16 protein-coding genes are annotated in these 18,724 nt (G+C 66.8%); 12 read left to right on the forward strand and 4 right to left on the reverse strand.

Annotation, left to right across the window (positions count from 1 at the left end; all coding sequences use genetic code 11):
• Window positions 1-111 precede the first annotated feature (111 nt).
• The 5 genes from ON39_RS45870 (at window position 112) to ON39_RS13870 (ending at window position 5,421) form a co-directional block, all read left to right on the forward strand.
• Window positions 112-1,512, forward strand: a complete 1,401-nt coding sequence (locus ON39_RS45870; RefSeq protein ID WP_051186589.1) for a condensation domain-containing protein — start codon at window positions 112-114, stop codon at window positions 1,510-1,512.
• The gene (locus tag ON39_RS45875; RefSeq protein WP_255219267.1) at window positions 1,509-3,092 is read left to right on the forward strand and encodes a non-ribosomal peptide synthetase; all 1,584 of its coding nucleotides are present in this window, start codon (window positions 1,509-1,511) and stop codon (window positions 3,090-3,092) included. Before ON39_RS45870 ends, ON39_RS45875 begins: the two co-directional genes overlap by 4 nt.
• Window positions 3,085-3,540 carry a nuclear transport factor 2 family protein gene (locus ON39_RS13860; RefSeq protein WP_063713345.1) on the forward strand — a complete coding sequence of 152 codons (456 nt, stop codon included), beginning with the start codon at window positions 3,085-3,087 and terminating at the stop codon, window positions 3,538-3,540. Before ON39_RS45875 ends, ON39_RS13860 begins: the two co-directional genes overlap by 8 nt.
• Complete coding sequence (locus ON39_RS13865; RefSeq protein ID WP_083894430.1) at window positions 3,518-4,498, forward strand: phosphotransferase; 981 nt, start codon at window positions 3,518-3,520, stop codon at window positions 4,496-4,498. Before ON39_RS13860 ends, ON39_RS13865 begins: the two co-directional genes overlap by 23 nt.
• Before the next feature lie 164 nt (window positions 4,499-4,662).
• Window positions 4,663-5,421, forward strand: coding sequence for an SDR family NAD(P)-dependent oxidoreductase (locus tag ON39_RS13870; protein WP_040734330.1), 759 nt, complete (start codon window positions 4,663-4,665; stop codon window positions 5,419-5,421).
• 43 nt (window positions 5,422-5,464) lie between these two features.
• Here ON39_RS13870 and ON39_RS13875 read toward each other — a convergent pair whose 3' ends face one another.
• Window positions 5,465-5,902, reverse strand: coding sequence for a nuclear transport factor 2 family protein (locus tag ON39_RS13875; protein ID WP_040734331.1), 438 nt, complete (start codon window positions 5,900-5,902; stop codon window positions 5,465-5,467).
• Between the two features lie 33 nt (window positions 5,903-5,935).
• Complete coding sequence (locus ON39_RS13880) at window positions 5,936-6,754, reverse strand: alpha/beta fold hydrolase (RefSeq protein ID WP_040734354.1); 819 nt, start codon at window positions 6,752-6,754, stop codon at window positions 5,936-5,938.
• Window positions 6,755-7,344: 590 nt separating this feature from the next.
• Here ON39_RS13880 and ON39_RS13885 point away from each other — a divergent pair.
• The 5 genes from ON39_RS13885 (at window position 7,345) to ON39_RS13905 (ending at window position 14,412) form a co-directional block, all read left to right on the forward strand.
• Window positions 7,345-8,205: a haloalkane dehalogenase gene (locus tag ON39_RS13885; RefSeq protein WP_040734332.1), complete on the forward strand. Its 861-nt coding sequence runs from the start codon at window positions 7,345-7,347 to the stop codon at window positions 8,203-8,205.
• 420 nt (window positions 8,206-8,625) lie between these two features.
• Window positions 8,626-9,783, forward strand: coding sequence for an L-rhamnose isomerase (rhaI, locus tag ON39_RS13890; RefSeq protein WP_040734333.1), 1,158 nt, complete (start codon window positions 8,626-8,628; stop codon window positions 9,781-9,783).
• Window positions 9,784-9,826: 43 nt separating this feature from the next.
• Window positions 9,827-11,863, forward strand: a complete 2,037-nt coding sequence (locus ON39_RS13895) for a bifunctional rhamnulose-1-phosphate aldolase/short-chain dehydrogenase (RefSeq protein WP_040734334.1) — start codon at window positions 9,827-9,829, stop codon at window positions 11,861-11,863.
• Window positions 11,860-13,299, forward strand: a complete 1,440-nt coding sequence (locus ON39_RS13900; RefSeq protein ID WP_040734335.1) for a rhamnulokinase — start codon at window positions 11,860-11,862, stop codon at window positions 13,297-13,299. The genes ON39_RS13895 and ON39_RS13900 overlap by 4 nt, the downstream gene beginning before the upstream one ends.
• A 111-nt stretch (window positions 13,300-13,410) precedes the next feature.
• Window positions 13,411-14,412 carry a LacI family DNA-binding transcriptional regulator gene (locus ON39_RS13905; protein WP_040734337.1) on the forward strand — a complete coding sequence of 334 codons (1,002 nt, stop codon included), beginning with the start codon at window positions 13,411-13,413 and terminating at the stop codon, window positions 14,410-14,412.
• Here ON39_RS13905 and mug read toward each other — a convergent pair.
• Window positions 14,409-14,972, reverse strand: coding sequence for a G/U mismatch-specific DNA glycosylase (gene mug / locus ON39_RS13910; RefSeq protein WP_040734338.1), 564 nt, complete (start codon window positions 14,970-14,972; stop codon window positions 14,409-14,411). The two genes, ON39_RS13905 and mug, sit on opposite strands and share 4 nt — an antisense overlap.
• A gap of 159 nt (window positions 14,973-15,131) precedes the next feature.
• Between mug and ON39_RS13915 the strand changes: the two genes are divergently transcribed.
• On the forward strand, window positions 15,132-15,692 hold the full coding sequence (locus ON39_RS13915) for an EF-hand domain-containing protein (RefSeq protein WP_040734340.1): 561 nt from the start codon (window positions 15,132-15,134) through the stop codon (window positions 15,690-15,692).
• Between the two features lie 940 nt (window positions 15,693-16,632).
• On the opposite strand, the gene xylA is transcribed toward ON39_RS13915, so the two are convergent.
• The gene (xylA, locus tag ON39_RS13920) at window positions 16,633-17,814 is read right to left on the reverse strand and encodes a xylose isomerase (RefSeq protein ID WP_040734342.1); all 1,182 of its coding nucleotides are present in this window, start codon (window positions 17,812-17,814) and stop codon (window positions 16,633-16,635) included.
• Window positions 17,815-18,412: 598 nt separating this feature from the next.
• Here xylA and ON39_RS13925 point away from each other — a divergent pair.
• The gene (locus ON39_RS13925; RefSeq protein ID WP_040734343.1) at window positions 18,413-18,619 is read left to right on the forward strand and encodes a hypothetical protein; all 207 of its coding nucleotides are present in this window, start codon (window positions 18,413-18,415) and stop codon (window positions 18,617-18,619) included.
• Window positions 18,620-18,724: the final 105 nt, after the last annotated feature.

Raw genomic sequence — 18,724 nt, forward strand, 5'->3', positions numbered from 1 at the left:
TGCCGGAAAGGTACGGCACCAAATTCTTTTGGTTGGCGACGTCGTTGCCGAATTCATAATCAACGAGAAATTAGTTTCGCAGGCGGTTCTTCGAAGTTCGAAAGCGAGGCCATGCCGCAGATCGAGGAACTACCAGAGGCCGGCGACGGCGACATTTTCCCATTGACCGCTGTCCAGCAGTCGTATCGGCTCGGCCGCGCGGCCGATGAACCCATGGGTGATGTGGCGTGCCACATCTACTTCGAATTCGACGGCCCCGAGATCGACTGGGCGAGAATGGCATCGGCGTTTCTCGAGCTCCAACGTCGGCATTCGATCCTGCGTGCCGCGTTTCCGGACGACGCCGAAGACGCGGTCATCCTGAGCGAGCCCGTGGCCCGGCTGCGCGTGCTCGATCTCACGGCTGACCAGAATGGTTCTCACACAAGACAACTCGACCGTCTGCGCAGTGAGATGTCGAGTCAGAAGATGGCGGTCGACCAGGGCCACACCATGGATGTCCGGTTGTCGGTCCTGCCCGGCCGGCGTTCGCGATTGCACATAGACATCGACCATCTCGCCGCCGACCACCCCGGTATCCGCGTGCTGCTGTCGGATCTCGCCGACCTATACGTCGGCCACGACGGCGACCCGGTCGGCGACTTCGCGGCCTACCGGCGAGCCGGTCACGACGACGAACCCGCCCCTGACATCGACGCGTGGCGCCGGCGTCTGGCCGATCGCGAATTGGCCCCTCCGCCACTGCCTTTGACCGCTGATCCATCGACCTGCTCCGGCGCGCGTTTCGCCCGCCGTGGGATCGAGCTCGCGCCCGAGCGGTGGGCGCGCTTGACGCGAAAGGCCGAGCAGAACGAGGTCGAGATCGGCGCGGTACTGCTCGCAGCCTATGCGCACACCCTCGGGCGTTGGTGCGCGAACCCAGACTTTCTCATCAACCTCCCGGTATTCGATCGGCCCGGCTCCACGCGCATGGTCGGTGACTTCACCCGCCTGATCGTCCTCACTTTCGACGCGACCGGGCCGGGCACCCTGCGGGAACTCGTGGATGTTGTGGATGTTGTGGCCCGCGAATACCGTAGCGGACGTTCACCCGAGTTCGCGTCTGCGGCAGCAGCTTTGCGAACTATCGCCCGAAAGCGAAAGGAGGCGACGCCGCTCCTCGGCGTCGTCTACACCGATCTCATCGAAACACCATGGACCACTGCGCGTTTCGAGGAAACCTTCGGCTCGATGGCGTGGACGATCACCCAGAGCCCGCAGGTGTGGCTCGACTGTGTCTGTTTCCAGCACGGCGGGGGCGTGCGGATGGCGTGGGACGCGGCCGAGGAGTTGTTCGCGCCGCAGGTGCTGGACTCCATGGTCGAGTACTGCGGCAGCGTGCTGGACGCCTTCGTGGAGCGGCTCTGGGACGAGGCGCTGCCCGACTCGCTGCCCCGCCGCCAGCGCGAGGCCAGGGCGCGCGTTAACGCCTCGAAGCGCGTGGAAAGCGGCAAACTGCTCCATCAACGCTGAGATCGAGCACCGACCAAGTGCGCGCGGTCCTGGGCGTGCTGGCCGCCGGTGCGTGCTACGTGCCGATCGGCGTCGACCAGCCGCCGTGGCGGCGCGCGTCGATGCATGACGTGGCGGGCGTGCGCTTGACGATCGGCGAGGAACCCGAGGAGTCTTCGAGCTTCTCGCACCGCGTGACCCCGGCGCAGTGTCGTGCCGCGGCCCCGCTGACGCGGCCACGCCTCGTCGACTCGTCTTCGCTGGCCTACATCATCTTCACCTCCGGGACCACGGGGCAGCCGAAAGGGGTGCAGATCTCCCATCGTTCGGCGGTCAACACCCTCGAGGACATCAACGAGCGGTGGCGCGTCGGCCCGCGGGACCGATGCCTCAACGTATCGGCGCTGGACTTCGACCTGTCGGTCTACGAGATCTTCGGACCGCTGATGGCCGGCGGGGCGGTGGTCGTACCCGGCACCGACGGCGCCCGTGACGCCCAGACGTGGCTGCGCCTGATGCACGACAGCCACGTCACCGTGTGGGACTCCGTTCCGGTGCTGCTCGATGCACTGATCACCGCGGCCGAAGGCGGCGGTGACCTCGGCGGACTACGGCTGGTGATCACCGGGGGCGACTGGGTCGGCACCGACCTGCCTCGGCGGTTACACGCCCTGGCGCCGGACTGTGTGTTCGTCGCTTGCGGTGGAGGTACGGAGGCATCGATCTACTCGAACTATTGCCAGGTCGACGAGGTGGACCCGGCCTGGGTATCCGTACCTTACGGATTCCCGCTCGGAAATCAGCGGTACCGCGTCGTGGACCGAGGCGGGCGGGACTGCCCGGACTGGGTGAGCGGCGAGCTGTGGATCGGTGGAGTCGGAGTCGCGCGCGGCTATCGCAACGATCCCCAGCGCACGGCCGAGCGATTCGTCGAATACGACGGGCAGCGCTGGTACCGGACCGGTGACATCGGCCGCTACCGGCCCGGTGGCATGCTGGAATTCCAGGGGCGCAACGATTTTCAGGTCAAGCTCAATGGTTACCGCATAGAACTCGGGGAGATCGAGGCGGCAGTCGAGTCCCATGAGCAGGTCCGCCGGGCCGTGGCGGCGGTAACGGGCAGCGGGCTCGGCCGCCGGTTGATCGCTTACGTCCAAGCTGACTCCAGCGCCGACGTTTCCGCGATAGCCGAGCACGCGGCGACTCGTCTGCCCGAGTACGCCCGGCCGGCCCGCATCCTGGTGCTGCCCGAGTTCCCGCTCAGCGCGAACGGCAAGATCGACCGAAAAGCTCTGTCCGACTTAGGCGCTCCGCCGATCGAACGCGCACCGGTCGAAGAACCGCACACCGAAGTCGAACGCGCACTCGCCGAGGAGTGGCGCAGGGTCTTACGCACCGAGGTTCATTCGCGCCATGACCGGTTCGTCGATCTCGGCGGTGACAGCCTGAGCGCGATGCGTCTGTCGACGGCCGTGCATAAACGCTTCGGACGCAAGGTGTCCCTGCGTGCGTTGTTCCGGGCCGGCACGGTCGCGGCCATGGCCGAACTCTTACTCACGAAGGATTCATCAATCAACGAAAGTGGAGATCATCATGTCTGATACCGGTACCGGCGTGCAGTCACGGAAAGCCTTGTTCGAACTGCTCGGGAATCTCGATACCTTCTTCCAGTTCTTCGACCACGTATCCGACAGCGTCACCTGGGTCGTGGTCGGCGAACATCCGTTAGGAGGCGTGTACACCAGTAAGCAAGATCTTCTGGACGGGACGATCGCGCAGGTCAACGCGCGAACCGGAGGATTGTGCTATGACTTGAAGCAGATATTCGAGGACGGGTCCACGGTAATAGTCGTCATGCAGGGCGTGGCCACGGCCCTGGACGGTAAACCTTACGATTCTTTCTATGTGTGGTTCTGCCGGTTCGAAGGCGACGAGATCGTGGAGGTGCACGCCTATCCCGACTCCGCCCTCGTGATCAGCCTTATGGAGCGGGTGCAGCCGAAGCACGACGTCCCACCTGTGCGCAATGAACCCCAAAGAGCCTGGTGAACAAGTCCTTACGCTGCTCGCCGCGCACGGATTGAGTGACCTGATCTGGAAAGATCTGTGCCACGACGGCTACTCCGGGGCGCTGCTACAGTCGGCCACCGAAGAAACCGGCACGTCCTGGGTCCTCAAACGCACTGCGTACGAGCAAGATTGGATCATGCAGGCGACGGCCGATACACATGGCCGGGAAACCCTTTTCGCACGGAACGGGCCGCCCGGCACCAGCCGGGCGCGCTCGGCCGCCGTCGACGGACTGCGCACCGATCGATATTTCTACACGCTCATGCGCGACATCTCCCCGCATATGCCGACCGGCCCGGTCGAACGGACCACGGTGGAACTTCTCGTCGCCGGCATGCTGGACCTGCACTCCCGACAATTCGGCCCGCCGGCGAACTCCTGGTGCAGCCTGCGGGATCGTCTCCTGTTGCTGAGCAGTGGTGTCCGCGCACTTCGCCCCGAACACCAGGCTTACGCTCTGCTCGGCAAGGTCACGGCGGGTTGGTCGCTGTTCGATCGAATCGCTCCGAAAGCGACGGTTGACCTGATTCGCTTCGCGCACAACGATATCGAACCGCTGATCCGCGCCTTGACCGTGTTACCGCAGAGGCCCCTGCACGGTGACATGAAACTCGCCAACCTGGGGGTGGACGACGATGGGGTCGTCTGGCTGATCGACTGGGCGCTGGCCGTCCGCGGGCCGGCCTGTGTCGAACTCGGCTGGTTCATCGCGGTCAACTCGCGCCGGTTCCGAATCGGCCCTCACGCCGTGCTGGATATCTACTCGGATGCCGCCGGGTTGTCCGGGCCGTTTCGGCGGCGGCACGAGGCGATGACGGCATTGTGCGGTTTGCTGCTCTACGGGTGGAAAATGTCGCTGGACGCACGAGACCACGGCACGCTCGGCGAGCTGATGTGGTGGTGCGATCTCGCCATCGAAGCCGGGAACCTGCTCTGAGGGTAGGTCCTATTTTGTTGGGCAGGATGACAGCCTGGCCGGCGACGCTGCGCGCCAGAACACGCATCACCCCTGCGAATCACGGGGAAGGAATGTTCGCCCACCGTGCCGCGTTGCGAACGACGGGGCCGAGACGAGGCGGCCCGTGGCAGAGAGGTATCGCATTGTCCGACAACACGTTTGCCGAACAGCACATCGTTGTCACCGGTGGTGGGACCGGAATCGGCCGCGCGACCGCGCTCGCGTTCGCCGAACAGGGCGCGGCCAGTGTCATGATCACCGGGCGTCGCGGCGGTCCGCTCGACGAGGTCGCCGCGCTCCATCCGTCGATCGTCCCCGTCCTCGCCGATGTCGCGACCGAGGCGGGCATCGACACCATCACCGCCGAGGTGCGGGCCCGCGCGGGCCGGGTCGACGTGCTGGTGCACAACGCCGGCGTCTTCGCCCGGACCCCGCTCGACGAGCTCGATCCGGCCGAGGTGCGTAAGCAGTTCGGGGTCAACGTCTTCGGCCCGATACTGCTGACCGCCGCACTGCTTCCGCAGCTGACCGCGCCCGGCGGCAATATCGTCATCGTCTCCAGCATCTCCGCGCGGCTGGCCGCACCCGCGCAATCGGTCTATGCCGCAAGCAAAGCCGCCGTCGACAGCCTCATCCGTAGCTGGGCGATCGAACTCGGCCCCAAAGGAATTCGCGTCAATGGCGTGGCGCCCGGAAACGTCCGCACCCCGATCCTCGGCGCAGGCGGTATCCCCGCACACGAGATCGAGCAGTGGCAAACGAACTACGCCAATGTCGTACCCACCGGTCGGGTCGGTGAGGTCGACGATGTGGTCCCCTGGATCACCCGGCTCGCCGAACCCGCGAGTGCCTGGGTCTCCGGCGAGATCATCGTCGTCGACGGCGGCAGGCTCGCGGCCTGAACTCGTCCACCTCGGCGCCGACGGCCGTGGACGTTTCGGCAAGCTACCGCGCCACGGCCCGGCGCAGATGCCGGCTGACCTCTCCGAGAAGGTCGAGGGTGAAGCGCCGTTCGGCGAACCGCCACCGCGAGCCGTCACGGAGAAATCGATCGTCGTATCGACCGGCGGCGATGGGTTGCAGTGAAAGTCCTTCCACCGCTTGGAATACCGTGACGTACGACTGCGATCGCGCGGTGCCCGCCTCCTCGTCGACCTCGAGGATCACGTTGGTGGTGACGTGCTTCGTCTTCGGTGTGCCGTCGTCGTAGACGATCACCAGATCGCGGAACATGTCCTCGATCGCCTTGCGCCCCTTCAGTTCTCCCCCGCCACCGATGAAGGTGGCGTCCGCGAGCAACTCCGCCACCCCGGCGAAGTCGCCGCGGTCCACGAGATCGGCGTAGCGATAGATCAGGTTCTCCAGCATGCGATATGTCGGCATGGCAGTACGCTACGGCCCGATCTCAGCGGATGTTCAGGAGCTGCCGGCCAGCAGCACGGCGCCGATCAGTGCCGGATCGTCCGGCATGGGTACGTGGCCGAGGCCGGGCAGGGTGAGCATGGTGGCCTGCGGGAACAACTTTCCGGCCTGCCGCGCCTGATACACCGGCAGGATGAGATCACGCCGGCCCCAGGCGATGGTGACCGGGCAGTCCACCTTCGCGGGGTCGGTGAACTTCGGGACCGGCGCGCTCGTCGCTCGGTCGATGACCGCGTTGTCGAGCAGCGACCGGACGTCGATGGCGGCGGTGACCGGGTCAGCCTTCCAGCCTCGCGCATAGAACGCCGCGAGCAGGATCGCCCGCAGCGGCGCGCGCACCAGCGCGGCGCTCACCCGGTCCGCGGTCATCAGGCGCACCGCGGCGCGCAGGGCGGTGAACATCGCGATCGAACGCCGGTGGTCGAGCGCTCCGAGAGCGAAACCCGCGGGTGAGAGCGCCGTCACCGAGCTGGCCATGCCGCGGCAGGCGAGTTCCAGGGCGAGATAACCGCCCAGCGAATTGCCCGCGAGGTGCGGCTTCTCGCCGGGAGGAGTCACCGCGCGGACGAAACGCGCCAGTCGTTCGATCGAGCCTTCGAGAACGTCGGCGTCCTCGGGAAGCTCAGGAGAGTCACCGTGCCCCGGCAGGTCCACCGTGACGACTCGGCGATGGCGGGCCAGCCGCTCGGCGACCGGATCCCACGCGTGCCGTCGGTGCACGAGCCCGTGCAGCAGGATCAGTGTCGGGCCATGACCCCGCACGTCGTAGGCGAGTTCGAGCTGTTCGGCGCCGGTATCGAACGCTAGGGACACCGCTGTCCTCCGCATCTGTGGACCCGCCAGGATTAGCGAGACGATCGGTTACATATAAGTTACCGAGACAGTGTGTGCCAATCAATGGGTGATTGGCAAGCGCCACGCCCCAAGAGGGTCGGCAGCGCCGCCACATGGCGAGACGGCGCGCATGTTGACGGCAGTTGCTTCGGCGCCAACGCCGGTACCTCGCGTAGATCAGTCCTCGAAGAAATGGGCGACATCGGATCTTTGAATCGGCTGAGCGGCGCCGAACGGGCGAGCAGCGGTGCGGTGAGCGCGGGCCGGATTTCCCAGGTCCCGGTAACGAGTGGCCGTGTGGCGCAAAGACTCTGTGCACCTTCGTGTTCCACAGTGACGCGGCTCGCCGTCGACAACCACCGCTTGCGTCCGCCGACGGGGCGGCGAGTGCGCGTAGGGATCCCAACGTAGGCAGCGGACCATCAAAGTGGCCGGGGCGGTATGCAATTGAACTGCGTCCGCAAACCACACCGGCCGAGGCTGCGGAGGCAGTGACGCTCCTGCCCGACCGGTCGGGCGGATGCACGTGCGTCACCACAGGTAGCCTCTTGTGCGAGGGAGGGGTGTCAATGCTGATCGACTTTGTTCCCGACGGGGATCTGTATCCGTTCGAGTCGCGCTGGTTCGACTCATCCGTCGGCCGCGTGCACTACATCGACGAAGGCACCGGTCCGACGATCCTGTTCTGTCACGGATCTCCGGCGTGGAGTTTTCTCTACCGCCACATCGTGCGGACGTTGCGCGGCAAGTATCGGTGTATCGCCGTGGACCAGTTGGGTTTCGGGCTCTCCGAGCGCCCGGCGGGTTTCGGGTACACCATCGCCGAGCACGTCGCGGTTCTGGGCGAACTGATCGATCACCTGCGGCTCGACGGGTTCGTTGTGATGGGACATGATTGGGGCGGCCCCATCGGTCTGGGCGCGGTCACGACGCGCGCCGAGCGGGTGCGGGGAATCGTGCTGGGCAACACGGTCTTCTGGCCGATCGAGCCGCTGGCGAATCGCGCCTTCAGCGTCCTCATGAGCAGTCGCCCGATGCAGCGGCGGATACTCGAACGCAATTTCCTCATCGAGCGGGTCTTGCTCGCCGAACTGGGGAAGACGCTCACCCCGGCCGAAGCCGACCATTATCGCGGGGTACAACCGACAGCGGAGGCCCGGCGCGGACTCGGCGTGACCCCCAAGGAGATTCGGGCCGCGCGCCCGCTGCTGGACCAGCTCGCCCGAGAGGTACCGGCGCGGCTCGGCGACAAACCGACCCTGGTGGTGTGGGGCATGCGCGACCCGGTGTTCCGTCCGAACGCGTGTATCCCCCGCATGCGCGCCACCTTGGCCGATCTCGATATCGTCGAATTGCCGCACGCGCGGCACTTCATTCAGGAGCACGCACCAGACGCGATCGCGGCGGCGATCAGGCGGCGATTCCCGTGAACACCACCGACGCGGACATCGTCTGAGCGTGCGATTGTCGCCCCGCAACAGTGCGCCGGACACGCATCGGTCTGTGCCGCTGCGCTTCCCGTCGACTCAGAGCGGAATGTAAGGCGCAACCTTCTCTGCTTCCAACGGGGCGAGATCGGCTGCCGGAGATCCGTTTCGGCGTCTCAGGCCCCTCGGCTATGGGGACGTCGGCACGACCGGCGACCCGATACTCGATTCCGCAAGGAGCGCCGGTGGATTGGCTACGGGGCTTGTCGACGTGCGCGGCGTGTCACGCGAACGGATGGTGGGCGCTTTCCCCGATGCTGTTGACCCCCTCGCCCGCGGCCCGTACCGTTGAACCCGATTGAAACGTTTCAATTCGGAGGCGCTCATGCCGTTCCCCACCGACCACCCGGCAGGAGTGCGCTGATGAACCGTGTCGACACACTGATAGGTAATCTCCGAATCGAGCTGCCCTCCTGGGCATTCGGCAACTCCGGCACCCGATTCAAGGTCTTCGGCACGCCCGGCACTCCCCGCACGGTGCGGGAGAAGATCGCCGACGCGGCGACCGTGCACCGGCTCACCGGACTGGCGCCGACTGTGGCGCTGCACATTCCGTGGGACGAGGTAGCCGACTACGGGGCGCTCAGAACGTATGCCGAGGACCTGGGTGTGCGGTTGGGCACCGTCAACTCCAACACCTTTCAGGACGACGACTACAAATTCGGCAGCCTCACCCACCTCGACAAGAAGGTGCGGCGCAAGGCGATCGATCATCACCTGGCCTGCCTCGAGGTGATGAACGAGACCGGGTCCTCGGATTTGAAGATCTGGCTCGCCGACGGCACGAACTACCCTGGGCAGGGCGATATTCGCGGCCGCCAAGATCGGCTGGCCGAGTCGCTGGCGAGTATCTATGAGCACATCGGCGACGGCCAGCGAATGGTGCTGGAGTACAAGTTCTTCGAGCCCGCCACCTACATGACCGATGTCCCCGACTGGGGCACCGCTTACGTCCACGTGGCCGCCCTCGGCGAGCGCGCCGTGGTGTGCCTGGACACCGGCCACCACGCACCGGGCACCAATATCGAGTTCATCGTGGCCCAGCTGCTGCGCCTGCGGAAGCTCGGCTCGTTCGACTTCAATTCGCGCTTCTACGCCGACGACGACCTCATCGTCGGGGCGGCCGATCCGTTCCAGCTGTTCCGGATCATGGTCGAGGTGATTCGCGGCGGCGGCTTAGACCACGACTCCGGCGTCGCCCTGATGCTCGACCAGTGCCATAACGTCGAGGCGAAGATCCCCGGCCAGATCCGCTCCGTGCTCAACGTGCAGGAGATGACCGCGCGCGCGGCGTCGCTCGATATCGAGGTGCTGACCGCGGCGCAGGACGCCGGTGACGTCCTGGCCGCCAACGGCGTGTTCATGGATGCCTTCTACACCGATGTGCGGCCGCGACTGGCGCAGTGGCGCACCGAGCGCGGCTTGCCCGAAGATCCGATGGCGGCGTTCGCGCGGTCCGGATATCAGCAACGCATCGAGGCGGACCGGCTCGGCGGGACTCAATCAGGTTGGGGCGCATGAGATTCGGTTTCACTCGAACCCATACGCGAGGAGCGTTTCCGTCATGACCCATCCCACGGTCGCACAGTTGATCGGCCGTTCCCATCGACTCGGCGCCGACCCGAGGAACACCAATTACGCCGGCGGCAACACCTCGGCCAAAGGCACCGACATCGACCCGGTCACCGGCGAGCCGGTGGAGCTCATGTGGGTGAAAGGTTCCGGCGGCGACCTCGGCACGCTGACCGAGCAGGGCCTGGCGGTGCTGCGATTGGACCGGCTGCGCGCGCTGACCGCGGTCTACCCGGGGCCGGAGCGCGAGGACGAGATGGTCGCCGCACTGGATTACACGTTGCACGGTCGCGGGGGCGCGACGCCGTCGATCGATACCGCGATGCACGGACTGGTCGACGCCGCGCACGTCGATCATCTGCACCCCGATTCCGGGATCGCGTTGGCCACCGCGGCCGACGGGGCCGAGCTCACCGCGAAGATCTTCGGCGATCGGGTGGCCTGGATTCCCTGGCGCCGCCCGGGTTTTCAGCTCGGACTCGACATCGCCGAGATCAGAACACAGAACCCGCGGGCGATCGGGGCGATCCTGGGCGGGCACGGCATCACCGCCTGGGGTGACACGTCCGAGGAGGCAGAGGCCCATTCCCTGACGATCATCGAGACGGTACGGCGGTTCATCGAAAGCCATGGCCGCCCAGCGCCTTTCGGCAATCCGATGCCGAATTACGCGCCGCTGCCCAGCCGCGAGCGTCATGCGAAGGCTGCCGCGCTCGCGCCGTTCATCCGTGGGCTGGCATCCACGGACCGGGTTCAGGTCGGGCACTTCACCGATGATCCAGCCGTCCTGGAATTCCTTGCCCACGAACAGCATCCACGCCTGGCGGCGCTCGGCACCAGCTGCCCGGACCACTTTCTGCGCACGAAGGTCAAGCCGCTGGTGCTCGACCTGCCCGCGCACGCGGACATCGAGGACTGCCGGGTGCGGCTGGCGGAACTGCACGAGGCCTACCGTGCCGACTACCGCGCCTACTATCAGCGCCACGCCACCCCGGAATCGCCGGCGATGCGCGGCGCCGACCCGGCGATCGTATTGATCCCCGGCGTGGGAATGTTCAGTTACGGCAAGGACAAACAGACCGCTCGCGTGGCCGGCGAGTTCTATCTGAACGCGATCAATGTCATGCGTGGTGCCGAGGCCATCTCCCGGTATCAGCCGATCGACGAGGCGGAGAAGTTCCGGATCGAGTACTGGGTGCTCGAGGAGGCCAAGCTGGCTCGGATGCCCGCGCCCAAACCCCTCGCCACCCGAATCGCTCTGGTCACGGGTGCGGCGTCCGGGATCGGGAAGGCGATCGCGCACCGCCTGGCGGCCGAGGGCGCCTGCGTGGTGGTGGCCGACCTCGACGGCGACAAGGCCGGCGCGGTCGCCGCCGAAATCGGGTCCAGCGACGTCGCGATCGGGATCGGCGCCGACGTCACCGACGAGAACCAGGTGCGGGCCGCCGTCGACGCGTGTGTCCTCGCCTTCGGCGGCATCGACATCGTGGTCAACAATGCCGGCCTGTCCCTGTCGAGGTCGCTGCTCGAAACCACCGTCGCGGACTGGGATTTGCAGCACGATGTGATGGCGCGCGGCTCGTTCCTGGTCGCCAAGGCCGCGGCGAGAGCGCTGATCGACCAGCGTCTCGGTGGCGACATCCTCTATATCGCGTCGAAGAACTCGGTTGTGGCCGGGCCGAACAACATCGCCTACTCGGCGGCCAAAGCCGATCAGGCACACCAGGTTCGGCTGCTCGCGGCCGAACTCGGCGAGCACGGCATCAAGGTCAACGGCATCAACCCCGACGGTGTCGTCCGCGGATCCGGGATCTTCGCCGGCGGCTGGGGCGCTCAGCGCGCCGCGGTCTACGGCGTGGAGGAGTCCGAACTGGGCGCCTTCTATGCCCAGCGCACTCTGCTCAAGCGGGAAGTCCTGCCCGAGCACATCGCTAATGCGGCATTCGCGTTGTGCACCAACGACTTTTCTCACACCACCGGCCTGCACGTGCCCGTCGACGCGGGAGTGGCCGCGGCGTTCCTGCGATGAACGGCTCGCGCGCCGGCGAGGTGGCGGCGGTGGATCTGGGAGCGACCAGCGGACGGGTCATCGTCGGGTCCATCGCGCCGGGTCGGCTCGAGCTTCGGGAGGTGGCCCGGTTCCCCAACGAGCCGGTCGAGATCTGGAACGGCCGAAAAACGAGCTTGCACTGGAATATAGCTCGCTTGTACGCGCAGGTCCGGTCTGGACTCATGGCGGCCGTCAGGCAGGCGCCGGAGCTGCTGGGAGTCGGAATCGATTCGTGGGCAGTCGATTACGGTCTTTTGCGCGGCGGCCGGCTGCTCGGATTGCCGCATCACTATCGTGACAGCCGCACCGCCGCCGGGGTCGCCGCCGTCCACGACGCCATCTCGCCCTGGGAGCTGTACGCGCGCAACGGGTTACAGTTCCTGCCGTTCACCACCATCTACCAGCTGGCGGCCGAGCGCCTCGAGGGCGACATCGAAGCGGCCGACCGCGCCTTGCTGATCCCCGATCTGATCGCCTACTGGCTCAGCGGCGTCATGGCCACCGAGCGCACCAACGCCTCGACCACCGGACTGCTCGGTCGGGGCGGACATTGGGACGCCGACCTACACGCGCGCACCGGCGTGCGCCGAGGCCTGTTCCCCGACCTGGTGGACCCCGGAACGATACTGGGCCCGTCACTTTCGGCTGTTGGCTTGGACCATCCCGTACAGGTCAGTGCCGTCGCGTCGCACGACACGGCTTCCGCGGTGGCGGCCATTCCGATGTGCGCCGAGTCGGCCGCTTACATCTCCTGCGGCACATGGGGTTTGGTAGGCGTTGAGCTGACCGAGCCGGTGATCGACGCCGCCGGCTGGGCGGCGAACTTCACCAATGAGATCGGGGCCGACGGACGAATCCGGTTCCTGCACAACGTGATGGGGCTGTGGTTGCTCAGCGAAACCGTGCGCCGATGGCAGGACAACGGCCAGCACATCTCGCTCGAGCGACTACTCCGGCAGGCCGCCTCGTATCCGGCTCCGCCGACGGTGTTCGACGTCGACGACCCTCGATTCCTCCCGCCCGGGGACATGCCGGCCCGCATCGCGGAGTGGTACACCGAGCGTGACCTGCCCGCACCCGCGAACCACGGGGAGATGGTGCGCGCCATCGTGGAAAGCATCGCGGTCGCCTTCGCCGCCAATGTCCATGCCGCGGCCACGCTTTCGGGTGTCCGCGCGGAGACGGTCCATATCGTCGGGGGTGGTGCGCGCAATCAGCTGCTCTGCCAACTGACCGCCGATCACGTCGGCCTGCCGGTGGTCGCCGGGCCGGTGGAGGCCACCGCGATCGGCAACATACTGATTCAAGCGCGAACACACCGACTGCTCAGCGGCGATCTGGAGGCGTTGCGGGCCGAGGTGGCCGGCGCGTTCACGCTGCACCGCTATACGCCGACCACGAGGGCGGGCCGATGAAACGGCTGGGTCTCTGCTCATTCGGACCGCCCAACCGGACTTGTCCCGCGGTCATCGGCCGTAGATGATCGAGATCTGTTGACGCGACCGCACAAGGAGGCCGGCTAGCCGGTGGTGAGTATCAGGGAGGTCGCCGCGTCCGCGGGCGTCTCGATCGGCACCGTCTCCAACGTGCTCAACGCTCCGGACAAGGTCAGCCCCGCCACCGTCGCGCGGGTGCACACCGCGATCGAGCGGTTGGGTTTCGTCCGCAACGACGCCGCCCGGCAACTGCGCGCGGGGCGTTCACGCTGCGTCGGATTGGTCGTCCTCGATATCGGCAACCCGTTCTTCTCCGACATCGCCCGCGCCGCCGAGCAGCGCGCCGCCGAGAACAACCTCGTCGTGCTCCTCGCGTCCACCGACGACGATGCCGAACGCGAGCGGCTCTACCTCGAAACCTTCGAGGAGCAACGCGTTTTCGGGCTGTTGATCTCCTCGGCACGCGAGGATCTGGATCGGTTGCACGCGCTGCGCGAGCGCGGCGTGCCGATCATTTTGGTCGATCGAGACGGCCGCGGCACCCCTTTCCCCTCCGTCACCGTCGACGACAAGGCGGGAGGGCTGGTCGCCGCACACCATCTGTGCCAGACCGGGCGACGCCGCATCGCGTTCGTCGGCGGCCCGCTGTCACTGCACCAGATCGCGGATCGACTCCACGGTGCGCGGCGCGCCATACAGGAGTACCCGGACGCGCGGCTGGCAGTGATCGAAACCTCCGCGCCGACCGTACTGGCCGGACGCCGCGCCGGTGAGCACCTCAGCACCGCAAGCGACCGACCGGAGGCAATCTTTTGCGCCAACGACCTTTTGGCGATCGGCGTCCTACAAGCATTGACCTCGCACGGCATTCAAGTGCCCGCCGATATCGCGCTAATAGGCTACGACGACATCGATTTCGCCCAATCCACCCTGGTCCCCCTCTCCTCGGTCCGCCAACCAAGTACCCACGTAGGTTCCACCGCCATCGATCTGCTCGTTGCCGCAGCCGAGGATCGATCATTCATCGATCACATCTCGTTCGAGCCGACCCTCGTACCACGAGCCTCAACCATGCCGCATAACGCAGGTTAAGCGGTGTCTACCGCCTCGCGCAGCTTGCGGAATTCCGTGGCTAGGGCGTCGAGGGTGTAGTGGGCGTTGAGGCCGCTGGGGTTGGGGAGGACCCACACTGCGGTCTCGCCGATCTGCTCGGGTTGGGGGCCGACTGCGGTGCGTGGACGGCCGAAAGCGGTTCGGTAGGCGCCTATTCCGAGTACGGCCAGTACTCGGGGTTGGTGCTGCACGACGCGATCGACCAGGGCGCGGCCGCCGGCGCGTAGTTCTTCGGCGGTCAGTTGCTCGGCTTTGGCGGTCGTGCGGGCGGCCACATTCGTGATGCCCAAGCCCAGGCCGAGCAGTTCGTGCTCTTCGTCGGGCCGCAGTTGGCGCGGTGTGAAGCCGGAGCGATGCAAGGCCGGCCAGAACCGATTTCCCGGACGAGCGAAGTGATGTCCGGTGGCCCCGGACCACAGGCCCGGATTGATTCCGCAGAACAGCACACGCAGGCCGGGCCCGATCAGATCGGGAACAGTCTTGTCCTGCGCCGCGGCCAGATCCGCGGGCGACGGCCGCGTTGACGAACCAGAACCCATTCCCTCAGTCTGCCGGGTGCGCGGCCGACCACTTACCGCGGGCTCTGCGCGAACGACCCGAACGCTGTGGGTTTCCGCCATTTCATCGCGTGCGCCGTCGGATCCGGTGGAGAATCGACTGGCTGCTGTGCCCACGACGTCACGACCGGAGGCGAACGGATGGAGATCAGCGAGTTCCTGGCACGCAAACTGGAGCGCCGGTTCGAGACATTCGATTTCGACGGTGACGGCCGGATTCAGCGTAGTGATTTCGAGAGCTCGGCCGCCGCGCTGGCCGCGGAGTTCGGCCACGGACCGGATTCGCCTGCCGCGCAACGGTTACTGAACCTGAGCCTGCAATTGTGGGGACGGCTGGCGTCGGTGAGCGATGTCGACATCGACGGAACCGTCGATCTCGCCGAGTACAAGCAGGCTTTCGCGGAGGGCCTGCTGGTGACCGAGGAATCCTTCGAACAGGGCTACCGCCCGTTCCTCGAGGCGATCACGACGATCGCCGACGTCGACGGTGACGGCAAACTGAACGCGGATGAGTACGTTCGCTGGACCGGAGCGCTCATGCGCCTGCCCGCGGACGACGCCCGCGAATGTCACCGGCGGCTCGACAGCGACGGCGACGGCTTGGTCACCACCGACGATCTGCTGCAAGCCATTCACGACTACTACTTCGACGAGAACCCGGCAGGTGTCGGCAGCTGGCTACTCGGCAAGTTGCCCGGCTGAATTCGATTCTCATCGAGCCCCCGTGGGTGGCTCCGCTGGGATCGCGGTCGCCGATGGAAGGGGCTCGACCGATTCGGTGACGATCCGAGGTCCGGTCCTCGACTAGTTCGCGCATCCGCGATGCGGGCCTCGGCACGGCGTCGCGGTGGGCACCGGCGTGCGGCAGGCGGTCCAGCAGTGGTCGAGCCTGCGAGGCGCTGCTCCAGCAGTGAGGTGGCGAAGCCCCGGCGTTGCGAGCCGGGGTGAGGGCCGCTGTGCCGCGAGAGACGGCATCACGTCCCCGCAGGGGACCCGCGGCGGCCTGCCGCGCCCAGACAAAGTCGCCCTCGGCAGAATGCCTCGTCGCAGAAGCCGATCAGACAAGTTGGCGATGGTGACGTTGCTCGAGCCAGTGCATCGGACTAGCTCGGTGCGCGAGGCGCGAGGCGCGAGACGCGAAGCGGGAGACGCGAAGCGGGAGGCACGACGCGGGAGACGCGATGCGGGAGGCACGACGCGGGAGACGCGATGCGGAAGGCACGACGCGGGAGACACGAAGCGGAAGGCACGACGCGGGAGACACGAAGCGGAAGGCACGACGCGGGAGACACGAAGCGGAAGGCACGACGCGGGAGACACGAAGCGGAAGGCACGACGCGGGAGACACGAAGCGGAAGGCACGACGCGGGAGACGCGAAGCGGGAGGCGTTGCGCCGCAGGCTCTCTCGCGGCAACGTGTAAGCGGCCGACCAGGTCGACGCCGCACAACCACTTCCGGCAAGGACACCCCACCGTGCTCGAGCAGCACGCTCGGCACGTCGTCGCCGGTGATGGCGTGCAGCGAGGCGTCGTGACTGGGCGCGGTCGCGCAGCCGGTTGAGGCGCTCGGTCGACGCCCCGGCCAGCCCGTCGCCCGAACCGCTTGCGCCACAGCGCTTTCGGCGCTCGCCTTGCTCTGCGTTCACCTCGCACCGAGTAGGTGCTCCAGCGCCAGCTGGTTCAGTCGCACGAACCCGTAGCCGCGCTGCGCCGCTTTGTCGGCGTCGAAGCTCTCCAGCGCCGGATCGGCCAGCAGTGCGTCGTAGGTTTCCCCGGCGGCGAGCGTGGGGCTGCGTAGCTCGGTGACGCCGGACTCCGAGAGTGCCTGTCGCACTTCGGGATCGGCGCGGAAGGTGCGAGTGCGCTCTTTCAGCAGCAGATAGGTCCGCATATTCGCGGCCGCCGAGTCCCACACCCCCGCGAGATCCTCTGTGCGCGAGGGCTTGTAGTCGAAGTGCCGAGGTCCGTCGTAGGCGGGCGTGCCGTCCGGGCCGCCGTTCTCCAATAGGTCGACCAGGCTGAAGGCGTTCATCAGATCGCCGTGCCCGAACACCAGATCCTGATCGAACTTGACGCCGCGCTGCCCATTGAGATCGATGTGGAACAGCTTGCCCTGCCACAGCGCCTGCGCGACCGAGTGCATGAAGTTGAGGCCGGCCATTTGTTCATGTCCCACTTCAGGATTCACGCCCACGAGCTCCGGGTGTTCGAGCGTGGAGATGAAGGCCAGTGCGTGCCCCACGGTCGGCAGCAAGATGTCGCCGCGCGGTTCATTGGGCTTGGGCTCGAGCGCGAAACGCAGGTCGTAGCCACGGTCACGCACGAAAGTGGTCAGTAGGTCCAGGCTTTCGCGATACCGGTCCAGCGCCGCGCGCACATCCTTGGCGCTGTCGTACTCCGCGCCCTCGCGCCCGCCCCACAGCACATAGGTCTGTGCGCCGAGATCGGCCGCCAGCTCCACATTTCGCAGCACCTTGCGCAGCGCGAACCGGCGCACGTCGCGGTCGTTGCTGGTGAACCCGCCATCCTTGAACACCGGATGGGTGAACAGATTGGTGGTGACCATCGGCACCACCATGGCGGTCTCGGACAGCGCGGTCCGCAGCCGCTCGACGCGCCGCTGCCGCTCGGCGTGGGACGCGCCGAAGGGAAAAAGATCATCGTCATGGAAGGTCAAGCCATAGGCGCCCAGCTCCGCGAGCCGGTGCACGGCCTCGACCGCGTCCAGCTCCGGCCGGGTGGCGTCGCCGAACGGGTCCCTGCCCCGCCAGCCGACCGTCCACAATCCGAAGGAGAACTTGTCCGCACGAGTAGGCGCCACCATGCCGATCCCCAATGTCGTTCAGTAATAAACCAATCGAGCGTACCCACTACTCACACCACCCACGCCTGAATCCGAGACGACGACCACCCGGGCCACCACCGACCGGCCCGACACCGCGGTCAACCAGAATCCCGCACTCTCTCTCGGGATCCGCACCGCCTCTAGTGCCCGAGAGACGGTGCGGATCCTGAGAGAGAGTGCGGGATCGAGGGAACGACGGGCTCGGGAGAGCGGCGCGCCGGAGGAGCTCGACGAGCGGGTGATCAGCTCGGCCCGGTTCGACCGCCTGCCCGCGCCGTAAAGGATGTGCCGTTCGGGCCGCCGGGCGGTCGAATGCAGAGAGTCATATGGTCGCTTACTGATCTTCGCGGGCAACCATATGACTCTCCTCGATGGATGTGACAGCTGCGGGCGGGTCTTCGCGCAGGTGCACCATGGTGCGACCCGCGCCGTCTCGCCCTCCATCATCGGCACCCTTTGTGGCTTGTCCTCGCGAGTGTTGACCCCGGACGACGTGCCCCTCGGGGGCGTCGACACCTCGCGGCGACTCGCATGGCTTGCCCTCCGGTGTCGGCGCCTGTGTCAGCGGCCACGCGGCTTGACCGCACCCGTGTCGGCGGCCACGCGGCTTGACCGCACCGGTGTCGGCACCCTGGGCGACACCCGTACGGCCGACCGCGCCGGTATCGGCACCCTGGGCGGCACCCGTACGGCCGACCGCGCCGGTATCGGCACCCTGGGCGGCACCCCGTACGGCCGACCGCGCTGGTATCGGCACCCGATCGGCAACCCCCGGACGGCGTGACCGCCCTGGTGACGGACCCCGCCCCGGCTCGGCCGCACTGCCGTCACCACGCTGGCGGTGACCCGCACAGTTCCGCGGCATCACCGCACCGGCATCTCAGCGAGC

This window comes from Nocardia tenerifensis NBRC 101015 (assembly GCF_000308715.1).
Taxonomy (GTDB): domain Bacteria; phylum Actinomycetota; class Actinomycetes; order Mycobacteriales; family Mycobacteriaceae; genus Nocardia; species Nocardia tenerifensis.

What these genes read in the sequence shown, in the direction of transcription:
- ON39_RS45870 (WP_051186589.1), top strand. Translation starts at nt 112, where the DNA reads ATGCCGCAGATCGAGGAACTACCAGAGGCCGGCGACGGCGACATTTTC.
- ON39_RS13860 (WP_063713345.1), top strand. Translation starts at nt 3,085, where the DNA reads ATGTCTGATACCGGTACCGGCGTGCAGTCACGGAAAGCCTTGTTCGAA.
- ON39_RS13865 (WP_083894430.1), top strand. Translation starts at nt 3,518, where the DNA reads ATGAACCCCAAAGAGCCTGGTGAACAAGTCCTTACGCTGCTCGCCGCG.
- ON39_RS13875 (WP_040734331.1), bottom strand. Translation starts at nt 5,902, where the DNA reads ATGCCGACATATCGCATGCTGGAGAACCTGATCTATCGCTACGCCGAT.
- ON39_RS13885 (WP_040734332.1), top strand. Translation starts at nt 7,345, where the DNA reads ATGCTGATCGACTTTGTTCCCGACGGGGATCTGTATCCGTTCGAGTCG.
- rhaI (WP_040734333.1), top strand. Translation starts at nt 8,626, where the DNA reads ATGAACCGTGTCGACACACTGATAGGTAATCTCCGAATCGAGCTGCCC.
- ON39_RS13895 (WP_040734334.1), top strand. Translation starts at nt 9,827, where the DNA reads ATGACCCATCCCACGGTCGCACAGTTGATCGGCCGTTCCCATCGACTC.
- ON39_RS13900 (WP_040734335.1), top strand. Translation starts at nt 11,860, where the DNA reads ATGAACGGCTCGCGCGCCGGCGAGGTGGCGGCGGTGGATCTGGGAGCG.
- mug (WP_040734338.1), bottom strand. Translation starts at nt 14,972, where the DNA reads ATGGGTTCTGGTTCGTCAACGCGGCCGTCGCCCGCGGATCTGGCCGCG.
- ON39_RS13915 (WP_040734340.1), top strand. Translation starts at nt 15,132, where the DNA reads ATGGAGATCAGCGAGTTCCTGGCACGCAAACTGGAGCGCCGGTTCGAG.
- xylA (WP_040734342.1), bottom strand. Translation starts at nt 17,814, where the DNA reads ATGGTGGCGCCTACTCGTGCGGACAAGTTCTCCTTCGGATTGTGGACG.